12 protein-coding genes are annotated in these 12,947 nt (G+C 53.3%); 11 read left to right on the top strand and 1 reads right to left on the bottom strand.

Features of this window, described 5'->3' with window-relative positions:
- Positions 1-55: 55 nt before the first annotated feature.
- The 4 genes from dnaK to nhaR all read left to right on the top strand — a co-directional run bounded on the left by dnaK (position 56) and on the right by nhaR (position 5,512).
- Positions 56-1,978 (top strand): molecular chaperone DnaK, encoded by a 1,923-nt coding sequence (dnaK, locus tag JSN25_RS08670; RefSeq protein ID WP_038637064.1) that lies wholly within the window; start codon positions 56-58, stop codon positions 1,976-1,978.
- Between the two features lie 87 nt (positions 1,979-2,065).
- Positions 2,066-3,199: a molecular chaperone DnaJ gene (dnaJ, locus tag JSN25_RS08675; RefSeq protein WP_032940353.1), complete on the top strand. Its 1,134-nt coding sequence runs from the start codon at positions 2,066-2,068 to the stop codon at positions 3,197-3,199.
- A gap of 208 nt (positions 3,200-3,407) precedes the next feature.
- Entirely contained in the window at positions 3,408-4,574 is a 1,167-nt protein-coding gene (gene nhaA / locus JSN25_RS08680) for a Na+/H+ antiporter NhaA (protein WP_200015115.1), read from the top strand.
- A gap of 38 nt (positions 4,575-4,612) precedes the next feature.
- Positions 4,613-5,512, top strand: coding sequence for a transcriptional activator NhaR (gene nhaR / locus JSN25_RS08685; protein ID WP_038637068.1), 900 nt, complete (start codon positions 4,613-4,615; stop codon positions 5,510-5,512).
- 58 nt (positions 5,513-5,570) lie between these two features.
- Here the strand turns inward: nhaR and rpsT are convergent, their stop codons facing one another.
- Positions 5,571-5,834, bottom strand: coding sequence for a 30S ribosomal protein S20 (gene rpsT, locus JSN25_RS08690; protein ID WP_038637070.1), 264 nt, complete (start codon positions 5,832-5,834; stop codon positions 5,571-5,573).
- Between the two features lie 105 nt (positions 5,835-5,939).
- On the opposite strand from rpsT, the gene JSN25_RS22040 reads away from it, so the two are divergent.
- The 7 genes from JSN25_RS22040 to rihC form a co-directional block, all read left to right on the top strand.
- Positions 5,940-6,155 carry a DUF2575 family protein gene (locus JSN25_RS22040; RefSeq protein ID WP_071888087.1) on the top strand — a complete coding sequence of 72 codons (216 nt, stop codon included), beginning with the start codon at positions 5,940-5,942 and terminating at the stop codon, positions 6,153-6,155.
- Between the two features lie 7 nt (positions 6,156-6,162).
- Positions 6,163-7,101 (top strand): bifunctional riboflavin kinase/FAD synthetase, encoded by a 939-nt coding sequence (gene ribF / locus JSN25_RS08695; RefSeq protein WP_038637072.1) that lies wholly within the window; start codon positions 6,163-6,165, stop codon positions 7,099-7,101.
- A 37-nt stretch (positions 7,102-7,138) separates the two neighbouring features.
- Entirely contained in the window at positions 7,139-9,955 is a 2,817-nt protein-coding gene (ileS, locus tag JSN25_RS08700) for an isoleucine--tRNA ligase (protein WP_038637074.1), read from the top strand.
- Entirely contained in the window at positions 9,955-10,452 is a 498-nt protein-coding gene (gene lspA, locus JSN25_RS08705; RefSeq protein ID WP_150344644.1) for a signal peptidase II, read from the top strand. The genes ileS and lspA overlap by 1 nt, the downstream gene beginning before the upstream one ends.
- Before the next feature lie 117 nt (positions 10,453-10,569).
- Entirely contained in the window at positions 10,570-11,019 is a 450-nt protein-coding gene (gene fkpB / locus JSN25_RS08710) for an FKBP-type peptidyl-prolyl cis-trans isomerase (protein WP_038637078.1), read from the top strand.
- Between the two features lies 1 nt (position 11,020).
- Positions 11,021-11,971 carry a 4-hydroxy-3-methylbut-2-enyl diphosphate reductase gene (gene ispH / locus JSN25_RS08715; RefSeq protein ID WP_038637079.1) on the top strand — a complete coding sequence of 317 codons (951 nt, stop codon included), beginning with the start codon at positions 11,021-11,023 and terminating at the stop codon, positions 11,969-11,971.
- A 65-nt stretch (positions 11,972-12,036) separates the two neighbouring features.
- The coding region (gene rihC, locus JSN25_RS08720) for a ribonucleoside hydrolase RihC (RefSeq protein ID WP_038637081.1) at positions 12,037-12,947 on the top strand (911 nt) is incomplete at its 3' end.

The raw sequence follows: 12,947 nt of genomic DNA on the forward strand, positions 1-12,947 counted from the left end.
CCTTATTACAGATTCACAACCACATGATGACCGAATTTTTAGTGGAGACGTTTAGATGGGTAAAATTATTGGTATCGACCTGGGTACTACCAACTCTTGTGTAGCGATTATGGATGGCACTACTGCACGTGTGCTGGAGAACGCCGAGGGCGATCGCACCACGCCTTCTATCATTGCTTATACCCAGGATGGTGAAACTCTGGTTGGTCAGCCGGCTAAACGTCAGGCAGTGACAAACCCGCAAAACACCCTGTTTGCGATTAAACGCCTGATTGGCCGCCGCTTCCAGGACGAAGAAGTACAGCGTGATGAAGCCATCATGCCGTACAAAATCATCGGTGCTGACAACGGTGATGCCTGGATTGACGTAAAAGGTCAGAAAATGGCACCGCCGCAGATCTCTGCAGAAGTGCTGAAGAAAATGAAGAAAACGGCTGAAGATTACCTGGGTGAACCGGTAACTGAAGCGGTTATCACCGTACCTGCATACTTTAACGATGCTCAGCGTCAGGCAACCAAAGACGCCGGCCGTATCGCAGGTCTGGAAGTAAAACGTATCATCAACGAACCAACCGCAGCTGCACTGGCTTACGGTCTGGATAAAGAAGTCGGCAACCGCACTATCGCGGTATATGACCTCGGTGGTGGTACTTTCGATATCTCTATTATCGAAATCGACGAAGTTGACGGCGAAAAAACCTTCGAAGTTCTGGCAACCAACGGTGATACCCACTTGGGTGGTGAAGACTTCGACAGCCGTATGATCAACTACCTGGTTGACGAGTTTAAGAAAGATCAGGGTATCGACCTGCGTAATGACCCGCTGGCGATGCAGCGTCTGAAAGAAGCCGCTGAGAAAGCGAAGATCGAGCTGTCTTCCGCTCAGCAGACCGACGTGAACCTGCCGTACATCACTGCAGACGCGACTGGTCCGAAACACATGAACATCAAAGTGACCCGTGCGAAACTGGAAAGCCTGGTTGAAGACCTGGTTAACCGTTCTATCGAGCCGCTGAAAGTTGCTCTGCAGGACGCTGGCCTGTCTGTTTCTGATATCAACGACGTTATTCTCGTTGGTGGTCAGACGCGTATGCCGATGGTGCAGAAGAAAGTTGCTGAATTCTTCGGTAAAGAGCCGCGTAAAGACGTTAACCCGGACGAAGCCGTGGCAATCGGTGCTGCCGTTCAGGGTGGTGTATTGACTGGTGATGTGAAAGACGTACTGCTGCTGGACGTTACCCCGCTGTCTCTGGGTATCGAAACCATGGGCGGCGTGATGACGCCACTGATCGCGAAAAACACCACCATCCCGACCAAGCACAGCCAGGTGTTCTCTACCGCTGAAGACAACCAGTCTGCGGTAACCATCCATGTGCTGCAGGGTGAACGTAAACGTGCTGCCGATAACAAAGATCTGGGTCAGTTTAACCTGGATGGTATCAGCCCGGCTCCGCGCGGTATGCCGCAGATCGAAGTTACCTTTGATATCGATGCCGACGGTATCCTGCACGTTTCCGCGAAAGACAAAAACAGCGGTAAAGAGCAGAAGATCACCATCAAGGCTTCTTCTGGTCTGAACGAAGAAGAAATCCAGAAAATGGTTCGCGAAGCAGAAGCGAACGCAGAATCTGACCGTAAGTTCGAAGAGCTGGTTCAGACTCGTAACCAGGGCGACCATCTGCTGCACAGCACTCGTAAGCAGGTTGAAGAAGCAGGCGACAAGCTGCCGGCTGACGACAAAACTGCCATTGAGTCTGCACTGACCGCGCTGGAAACGTCTCTGAAAGGCGAAGACAAAGCGGATATCGAAGCGAAAATGCAGGCGCTGGCTCAGGTTTCCCAGAAACTGATGGAAATCGCTCAGCAGCAGCACGCACAGCAGCAGGCTGGTGCAGCAGGCGCTGATGCTTCTGCAAACAATGCGAAAGATGACGACGTTGTCGACGCTGAGTTTGAAGAAGTGAAAGACAAAAAATAATCGCCCTGATGCAGGGTAGTTAATCGGCACGGGCGTAGAGGTTTCCTCTTCGCCCGTGCTTGTATGTTAAGGGGCTTAAAAAAACCAATGGCAAAGCAAGACTATTACGAGATTTTAGGCGTTTCCAAATCAGCGGAAGAGCGTGAAATCAAAAAGGCCTACAAGCGCCTGGCCATGAAATATCACCCGGATCGCAACCAGGGTGATAAAGAGGCTGAAGCCAAGTTTAAAGAGATCAAAGAAGCGTACGAGATCCTGACCGATGCGCAAAAACGCGCGGCTTACGATCAGTACGGTCATGCCGCGTTTGAGCAAGGCGGCATGGGCGGCGGCGGCGGTTTTGGCGGCGGGGCTGACTTCAGCGATATCTTTGGTGACGTGTTTGGCGATATCTTTGGCGGCGGTCGTGGTCGTCAGCGCGCCTCACGTGGTGCTGATTTACGTTACAACATGGATCTCACTCTGGAAGAAGCCGTGCGTGGCGTCACCAAAGAGATCCGTATTCCGACGCTGGAAGAGTGTGACGTCTGCCATGGCAGCGGCGCGAAGTCAGGTACTCAGCCGCAAACCTGTCCAACCTGTCACGGTTCCGGCCAGGTGCAGATGCGCCAGGGCTTTTTTGCCGTACAGCAGACCTGTCCACATTGTCAGGGTCGCGGTACGCTGATCAAAGATCCGTGCAACAAATGTCACGGTCATGGTCGCGTTGAGAAAAGCAAAACGCTGTCCGTTAAAATCCCGGCAGGCGTTGATACCGGCGACCGTATTCGTTTAGCGGGTGAAGGTGAAGCCGGTGAGCATGGCGCGCCAGCAGGCGATTTATACGTTCAGGTGCAGGTAAAACAGCACCCAATTTTTGAGCGTGAAGGTAATAACCTGTACTGCGAAGTACCGATTAACTTTGCGATGGCAGCGCTGGGCGGCGAGATTGAAGTCCCGACGCTGGACGGTCGCGTGAAGTTGAAGATTCCGGGCGAGACGCAGACCGGCAAACTGTTCCGCATGCGTGGAAAGGGCGTCAAGTCTGTACGCGGTGGCGCTCAGGGCGATCTGCTGTGTCGTGTCGTTGTTGAAACCCCAGTGGGTCTGAACGACAAGCAGAAGCAGTTGCTGAAAGACCTGCAGGACAGTTTTGGCGGCCCGACCGGCGAGCAAAACAGCCCGCGCTCCAAAAGCTTCTTCGACGGCGTGAAGAAGTTCTTTGACGATTTGACGCGCTGATTCTCTCGACTCAATATTTGATAAAAAGCCTGGGACTGAAAAGTTTCAGGCTTTTTTATTTCTGTTTTCCGTTCGGAAAATCTTTTTTAATTTCAGTCTATTTGTTCGTAAAAACCGATCTATCTATCATGAATAATCTAATTTTAACGAGCTTTTTGAGGGTGTAAGATAGTATTTACGAAGTATTCACCCAATAGAGAGAATAAAAGTGAAACATCTGCATCGTTTTTTTAGTAGTGACGCCTCGGGGGGCATCATCCTGATCATCGCAGCCGTCATCGCTATGTTGATGGCAAATATCGGGGTCACCAGTGGATGGTACCATGCCTTTCTGGAAACGCCCGTTCAACTGCGGGTTGGCGCGCTCGAGATCAACAAAAATATGCTGCTGTGGATCAACGACGCGTTGATGGCGGTGTTCTTCTTGTTGATTGGTCTGGAGGTAAAGCGCGAGTTAATGCAAGGCTCGCTGGCCAGTCTGCGTCAGGCGGCATTTCCGATCATTGCCGCTATCGGGGGGATGATTGTCCCGGCGCTGCTGTATCTGGCATTCAACTATGCTGACCCTATTACCCGTGAAGGGTGGGCGATCCCGGCTGCAACGGATATCGCTTTTGCATTAGGCGTGCTGGCACTGTTGGGCAGTCGTGTTCCATTGGCGCTGAAAATCTTCCTCATGGCGCTGGCGATTATCGATGATCTTGGCGCTATCGTGATCATCGCGCTGTTCTACACCAGCGATCTCTCGCTGCTGTCGCTGGGCGTTGCCGCGTGTGCCATTCTCGTCCTGGCGGCCTTGAATCTGTGTGGCGTGAGACGTACCGGGATTTATATTCTGGTGGGCGTGGTGCTGTGGACGGCAGTCCTGAAGTCCGGCGTGCATGCGACGCTGGCGGGCGTGATCGTCGGTTTCTTCATTCCGTTAAAGGAAAAACACGGACGTTCACCGGCAAAGCGTCTGGAGCATGTTTTGCATCCGTGGGTGGCATACCTGATCCTGCCGCTGTTTGCCTTCGCTAACGCGGGTGTTTCACTGCAGGGTGTCACCATTGATGGGCTGACCTCCGTATTACCGCTGGGGATTATTGCAGGTCTGTTGATCGGTAAACCGCTGGGTATCAGCCTGTTTTGCTGGCTGGCGTTACGCTTAAAGCTGGCGCAATTACCTGAAGGAACGAATTTCCAGCAGATCATGGCGGTCGGGATTCTGTGCGGTATTGGCTTTACGATGTCGATTTTCATCGCCAGCCTGGCGTTTGGTAATGTCGATCCTGAGCTGATTAACTGGGCGAAACTGGGGATCCTGATTGGCTCCTTGCTGTCGGCGGTAATTGGTTACTTCTGGTTACGCACCCGGTTAAACGCATCCGCCTGACAGGATAACCCTTTCGTGACAATTTTCAGGGAGAGAGTATGTCTCATATAAATTACAACCACCTGTATTACTTTTGGCATGTCTATAAAGAAGGTTCGGTGGTTGGTGCAGCAGAAGCGCTTTATCTGACACCGCAGACCATTACCGGGCAGATCAAAGCGCTTGAAGAACGTTTACAAGGAAAGTTGTTCAAGCGGAAGGGGCGTGGGCTGGAGCCAAGCGAGTTAGGCGAGTTAGTCTTTCGTTATGCGGATAAAATGTTCACGTTAAGCCAGGAAATGCTGGATATCGTGAACTACCGCAAAGAGTCTAACTTGCTGTTTGATGTCGGCGTGGCGGATGCGCTATCCAAACAGCTGGTCAGCCGTGTGTTGAATGCCGCGGTGGTGGAAGATGAACAAATCCATCTGCGCTGTTTTGAATCAACGCACGAGATGCTGCTGGATCAACTCAGTCAGCATAAGCTGGATATGATTATCTCTGACTGTCCGATTGATTCTACGCAACAGGAAGGGTTGTTCTCGGTGCGCATAGGCGAATGCGGCGTAAGTTTTTGGTGCACCCAGCCTTTGCCTGAGAAGCCGTTTCCGGCCTGTCTGGAAGAGCGCCGATTGCTGATCCCTGGACGTCGTTCGATGCTCGGTCGTAAGCTGTTGAACTGGATTAACTCACAAGGCTTGAATGTTGAAATCCTCGGCGAATTTGATGACGCAGCGCTGATGAAAGCTTTTGGTGCAACGCATAACGCTATTTTCGTTGCCCCGACGCTCTATTCCAACAACTTCTATGCCGACGATTCAATTGTGGAGATTGGGCGCGTGGAGAATGTGATGGAGGAGTATCACGCTATATTTGCGGAAAGGATGATCCAGCATCCGGCGGTGCAGCGTATTTGTAATGCGGACTACTCGGCGCTCTTTACGCCAATGAACAAATGACAGCCATAAAAAAACCCGCTTGCGCGGGTTTTTTCACAAAGCGACAACAAGCAGGCGATTAAGCCAGTTTGTTGATCTGTGCAGTCAGGTTTGCTTTATGACGTGCAGCTTTGTTTTTGTGGATCAGACCTTTAGCAGCCTGACGGTCCACGAGTGGTTGCATTTCGTTAAATGCTTTCAGTGCAGTAGCTTTGTCGCCAGCTTCGATAGCTGCGTATACTTTCTTGATGAAAGTACGCATCATAGAGCGACGGCTAGCGTTGTGCTTGCGGGCCTTTTCAGACTGAACGGCGCGCTTCTTAGCTGATTTGATATTAGCCAAGGTCCAACTCCCAAATGTGTTCTATATGGACAATTCAAAGGCCGAGGAATATGCCCTTTTAGCCTTCTTTTGTCAATGGATTTGTGCAAATAAGCGCCGTTTAAATTGCAGCACTCGTTGCGTAGTGATGGCGCAGGATTCTACCAGCTTGCGTGGCGTGAATACAGCTTTTCCACGAGAAAAATTGCATTGGATTGCCCGTTAAGGTCTGCAATTTGTTTCATAACAATGAAAACCATCCTCTTTCTGTTTCGGAGAAACAATCGCCGGTTAACCTTGACCGCGGTACAGGGTATACTTTCACGATTTTCACTGTTTTGAGCCAGACATGAAGCTGATACGAGGCATACATAATCTCAGTCAGGCCCCGCATGGGTGTGTGCTGACTATTGGTAATTTCGACGGCGTGCACCGTGGCCACCGTGCGTTGCTGCAGGGCTTACGGGAAGAAGGGCGCAAACGCAATTTGCCGGTGATGGTGATGATTTTCGAGCCACAGCCATTAGAGCTGTTTGCAACGGACAAGTCACCTGCGCGCCTTACTCGCCTGCGAGAAAAACTGCGTTATCTGGCGGAGTGTGGCGTAGATTACGTATTGTGCGTGCGTTTTGACAGGCGCTTCGCGGCATTAACGGCGCAGACTTTTATCAGCGATCTGCTGGTTAAGCGCCTTGGTGTACAATTTCTTGCCGTGGGCGATGATTTCCGCTTTGGCGCTAGCCGTGCGGGCGATTTCTTGTTATTACAGGAAGCGGGCGCTGAGTATGGTTTTGATATCACCAGTACCCAAACCTTCTGTGAAGGCGGTGTTCGTATCAGCAGCACCGCGGTACGTCAGGCGCTGGCTGAAGATAACCTGCAGTTGGCCGAAAGCCTGCTTGGGCACCCTTTTACCATCTCCGGACGGGTGGTGCATGGTGACGAGTTAGGACGCACCATTGGCTTTCCGACGGCAAACTTACCGCTTCGTCGCCAGGTTTCTCCGGTGAAAGGGGTTTATGCGGTTGAAGTTATGGGGCTGGGTGACAAACCTTTTCCCGGTGTTGCCAACATCGGCACCCGCCCGACGGTAGCCGGCGTACGTCAGCAGTTGGAAGTGCATCTACTGGACGTTGTAATGGACCTCTATGGTCGCCATATAGATGTAGTGCTGCGTAAAAAAATTCGCAGCGAGCAGCGATTTGCTTCGCTGGATGAACTAAAAGCGCAGATTGCGCGTGATGAGTTGACTGCCCGCGATTTTTTTGGGCTAACAAAACCGGCTTAATGCCTATACGAGTTTTAAATACGGAACCGAGAATCTGATGAGTGACTATAAATCAACCCTGAATTTGCCGGAAACAGGGTTCCCGATGCGCGGCGATCTCGCCAAGCGTGAACCGGGAATGCTGGCGCGTTGGACTGATGATGACCTGTACGGCATCATTCGTGCGGCCAAAAAAGGCAAAAAAACCTTCATTCTGCATGATGGCCCTCCTTATGCGAATGGCAGCATTCATATTGGTCACTCGGTTAACAAGATTCTGAAAGACATTATCGTGAAGTCCAAAGGACTCACGGGCTATGACTCGCCTTACGTTCCGGGCTGGGACTGCCACGGTCTGCCGATCGAGTTGAAAGTAGAGCAGGAATATGGCAAACCGGGCGAGAAGTTCACCGCCGCTGAGTTCCGCGCTAAATGCCGTGAATACGCTGCTACACAGGTTGACGGTCAGCGTAAAGACTTTATCCGTCTTGGCGTGCTGGGCGACTGGTCGCATCCGTACCTGACCATGGACTTCAAAACCGAAGCCAACATCATTCGCGCGCTGGGTAAAATCATCGGCAACGGTCACCTGCATAAGGGTGCGAAGCCGGTGCACTGGTGCGTTGACTGCCGTTCCGCGCTGGCGGAAGCGGAAGTTGAGTATTATGACAAAACCTCCCCGTCCATCGACGTGGCGTTCCACGCCGCCGATCAGGACGCGGTGAAAGCGAAATTTGCCGTTTCTGACGTTAACGGCCCGATCTCGCTGGTTATCTGGACCACCACCCCGTGGACGTTGCCGGCGAACCGTGCGATCTCCCTGGCGCCTGATTTTGACTATGCGCTGGTGCAGATCGACGGCCAGGCCGTGATTCTGGCGAAAGATCTGGTTGAAAGCGTCATGCAGCGCATTGGCGCGGCTGACTACACCATTCTGGGCACCGTTAAAGGCGCTGAGCTGGAACTGCTGCGTTTTACCCATCCGTTTATGGGTTTTGACGTACCGGCGATTCTGGGCGATCACGTCACGCTGGATGCAGGTACCGGGGCGGTACATACCGCGCCTGGCCACGGCCCGGACGACTATGTCATCGGTCAAAAATACGGTCTGGAAGTGGCGAACCCGGTGGGTCCGGATGGCGCTTATCTGGCGGGCACCTACCCGACCCTGGACGGTGTGAACGTCTTTAAAGCCAACGATATTGTTGTCGCTCTGCTGAGCGAAAAAGGCGCGTTGCTGCACGTCGAGAAGATGCAGCATAGCTATCCGTGCTGCTGGCGCCACAAAACGCCGATCATCTTCCGGGCGACCCCGCAGTGGTTCGTGAGCATGGATCAGAAAGGCCTGCGCGCGCAGTCCCTGAAAGAGATCAAAGGCGTGCAGTGGATCCCTGACTGGGGCCAGGCGCGTATCGAATCCATGGTTGCCAACCGTCCTGACTGGTGTATCTCCCGTCAGCGTACGTGGGGTGTGCCGATGTCTCTGTTCGTTCACAAAGACACCGAAGAGTTGCATCCGCGCGCTATCGAACTGATGGAAGAAGTGGCTAAACGCGTTGAAATTGACGGCATCCAGGCGTGGTGGGATCTCGATCCGAAAGATATCCTCGGCGACGAAGCTGACCAGTATGTCAAAGTCCCGGATACGCTGGACGTTTGGTTTGACTCTGGTTCCACCCACTCATCTGTCGTAGACGTGCGTCCTGAATTTGCCGGTCACGCAGCGGATATGTATCTGGAAGGCTCTGACCAGCACCGTGGCTGGTTCATGTCATCTCTGATGATCTCCACCGCGATGAAAGGCAAAGCGCCGTATCGCCAGGTACTGACTCACGGTTTCACCGTGGATGGTCAGGGCCGTAAGATGTCCAAGTCTATCGGTAACACCGTTTCTCCGCAGGACGTGATGAACAAACTCGGCGCGGATATTTTGCGTCTGTGGGTGGCGTCTACCGACTACACCGGTGAAATGGCGGTTTCTGACGAAATTCTGAAACGTGCTGCCGACAGCTATCGTCGTATCCGTAACACCGCACGCTTCCTGCTGGCGAACCTGAACGGGTTCGATCCGGTAAAAGACATGGTGAAACCGGAAGAGATGGTGGTGCTGGACAGGTGGGCGGTAGGTTGTGCGCAAGCGGCACAGGAAGAGATCCTGAAAGCTTACGAAGCCTATGACTTCCACGAAGTAGTGCAGCGCCTGATGCGTTTCTGCTCCGTCGAAATGGGTTCGTTCTACCTCGACATCATCAAAGACCGCCAGTACACCGCGAAAGCGGAAAGCCGGGCGCGTCGTAGCTGCCAGACTGCGCTGTTCCATATCGCAGAAGCGCTGGTTCGCTGGATGGCGCCGATCATGTCCTTCACCGCGGATGAAATCTGGGGTTACCTGCCGGGCGATCGTGAAAAATATGTCTTTACCGGTGAATGGTACGAAGGCCTGTTTGGCTTAGGCGAAACCGAGGCGATGAACGATACCTTCTGGGACGAGTTGCTGAAAGTACGCGGCGAAGTGAACAAGGTCATCGAGCAGGCGCGTGCGGATAAGAAAGTCGGTGGTTCTCTGGAAGCGGCAGTCACCCTGTACGCTGAACCAGAACTGGCGGCGAAATTGACCGCGCTCGGCGAAGAGTTGCGCTTTGTGCTGCTGACCTCTGGTGCGAGCGTTGCGGAGTTTGCCGAGGCGCCAGCTGATGCTCAGCAGAGCGAATTGCTTAAAGGTCTGAAAATCGTACTGAGCAAAGCCGAAGGTGAGAAGTGCCCGCGCTGCTGGCATTACACTACCGACGTCGGCCAGGTAGCGGAACATGCAGATATCTGCGGACGCTGTGTCAGCAACATCGCCGGTGATGGCGAACAACGTAAGTTTGCCTGATGAGTAAGCCTATTTGTTCAACAGGGCTACGCTGGCTGTGGCTGGTGGTAGTCGTGCTGATTATCGATTTAGGCAGCAAGTACCTGATCCTCCAGAATTTTGCTCTGGGGGATACGGTATCGCTGTTCCCGTCGCTTAATCTGCACTACGCGCGAAACTATGGCGCGGCGTTTAGCTTCTTAGCCGACAGCGGCGGCTGGCAACGTTGGTTTTTTGCCGGTATCGCTATTGGTATCTGCGTCATCCTGATGGTGATGATGTATCGCTCGAAGGCGACGCAGAAGCTGAACAACATCGCGTATGCGTTAATCATTGGCGGTGCGCTGGGCAATCTGTTCGATCGCCTGTGGCACGGCTTCGTGGTTGATATGATTGACTTTTACGTTGGCGACTGGCATTTCGCGACATTCAATCTGGCTGATACGGCAATCTGTATCGGCGCGGCATTGATTGTTCTCGAAGGCTTCTTACCGTCGAAAGAGAAAAAAGCCGCATAAAAAAATGCCGGATGGCGCTATGCTAATCCGGCTTACAATCTATCGCGAACCTTGTAGGCCCGGTAAGCGTAGCGCTACCGGGCAAACAGGCGGCAGCAATTTTAAAGAGCAACCTGCATGTCTAAATCAGTACAGAGTAACAGTGCGGTGCTGGTGCACTTCACCCTTAAGCTCGACGATGGCTCCACCGCAGAGTCAACCCGCAATAACGGCAAGCCTGCGCTGTTTCGCCTGGGCGATGGTTCTCTGTCTGAAGGACTGGAACAACACCTGCTGGGGCTAAAAGAGGGTGATAAAACCACTTTTTCCCTGGAGCCGGATGCCGCATTTGGCGTGCCAAGCCCGGACTTGATTCAGTATTTCTCGCGTCGGGAATTTATGGACGCGGGCGAGCCAGAAATTGGCGCTATCATGCTCTTTACCGCAATGGACGGCAGTGAGATGCCTGGCGTGATTCGTGAAATCAACGGTGACTCGATCACGGTTGATTTCAACCATCCGCTGGCCGGGCATACCGTTCATTTTGATATTGAAGTGCTGGAAGTCGAACCAGTACTGGAGGCGTAAAATGCAGATCCTGTTGGCTAACCCGCGCGGTTTTTGCGCTGGCGTAGACCGCGCTATCAGCATTGTAGAAAACGCGCTGGCTATTTATGGCGCGCCGATTTATGTCCGTCATGAGGTGGTGCATAACCGCTATGTGGTGGATAGCCTGCGCGAGCGCGGCGCTATTTTTATTGAGCAAATCAGTGAAGTGCCTGACGGCGCGATCCTGATCTTCTCCGCCCACGGTGTCTCTCAGGCGGTACGTAACGAAGCCAAAGGTCGTGATCTCACGGTTTTCGACGCCACCTGTCCGTTAGTCACCAAAGTGCATATGGAAGTGGCGCGCGCCAGCCGTCGCGGTGAAGAGTCAATTCTGATTGGTCACGCCGGACACCCGGAAGTCGAAGGCACGATGGGCCAGTACAGTAACCCACAGGGGGGGATGTATCTGGTTGAATCACCGGAAGATGTACTGAAACTGACCGTGAAGAATGAAGGTAAATTGTCCTTCATGACACAGACCACGCTTTCCGTTGACGACACTTCTGACGTCATTGATGCGCTGCGCCAACGCTTCCCGAAAATTGTCGGGCCGCGCAAAGACGATATCTGTTATGCCACCACCAACCGTCAGGAAGCGGTTCGCGCGCTGGCGGAACAGGCTGATGTGGTGCTGGTGGTCGGCTCGAAAAACTCCTCTAACTCTAACCGTCTGGCTGAACTGGCCCAGAGAATGGGGAAAGCGGCGTATTTGATTGACGATGCGACCGACATCCAGGAAGCGTGGGTAAAAGACGCTAAGTGCGTAGGCGTGACGGCCGGAGCCTCGGCGCCGGATATCCTGGTGCAAAACGTGATCGCTCGCCTGCAGGAACTTGGCGGTGGAGAGGCTATCCCACTGGAAGGCCGTGAAGAAAATATTGTTTTCGAAGTGCCCAAAGAGCTGCGTGTGGATGTTCGTGAAGTAGAGTAAGTCTTTCACGATACGATTATGAGAAGATGCCAGACTTAACGTCTGGCATTTTTTATGGAGAAACCATGCGCTTACCGATCATTCTTGATACCGATCCCGGCATTGATGATGCCGCCGCTATTGCCGCCGCGCTGTTTGCCCCTGAGCTGGATCTGCAACTCATGACCACGGTAGCAGGCAATGTTTCGGTGGAAAAAACCACCCGCAATGCGTTGCAGTTGCTGCACTTCTGGAATGCGGATATTCCGCTGGCGCAAGGGGCATCAATGCCGCTGGTGCGGCCGCTGCGTGATGCTGCTTCCGTGCACGGCGAGTCCGGTATGGAAGGGTATGAATTTGTCGAACACGACCGACAGGCGATGGCAAAACCCGCCTTCCAGGCTATTCGTGACGCGCTGATGCATGCCCCGCAGCCCGTGACGCTGGTAGCGATTGGTCCGCTGACCAACATTGCGCTGCTGCTGACCCATTATCCTGAATGCATATTCAATATTCACCGTCTGGTGATGATGGGCGGTTCAGCCGGGCGCGGGAACTTTACGCCAAATGCCGAGTTTAATATTGCTATCGATCCTGAGGCCGCCGCGAAAGTTTTTCAGAGTGGGCTGGAGATCGTGATGTGTGGGCTGGATGTCACTAATCAGGCCATGCTGACGCCGGAGTATCTGGCGACGCTTCCCGCGCTCAATAAGACCGGCAGCATGCTGCACGCACTATTTAGCCATTACCGCAGCGGCAGTATGAATACAGGACTGCGGATGCATGATCTGTGCGCGATTGCCTGGCTGGTGCGCCCGGAACTCTTTACCCTGCAGCCGTGCTTCGTGGCGGTGGAAACTCAGGGGGAATATACCTCGGGTACCACGGTGGTGGATATTGAAGGGCGTTTGGGGCATCCGGCAAATGCCCAGGTTGCACTGGATCTTGACGTTGAGGGGTTCCAGCAGTGGGTGGCAGAGGTGCTGGCGCTGGCGCC

Origin of the sequence: Citrobacter cronae (genome assembly GCF_016893685.1) — a bacterium.
Lineage (GTDB): Bacteria > Pseudomonadota > Gammaproteobacteria > Enterobacterales > Enterobacteriaceae > Citrobacter > Citrobacter werkmanii.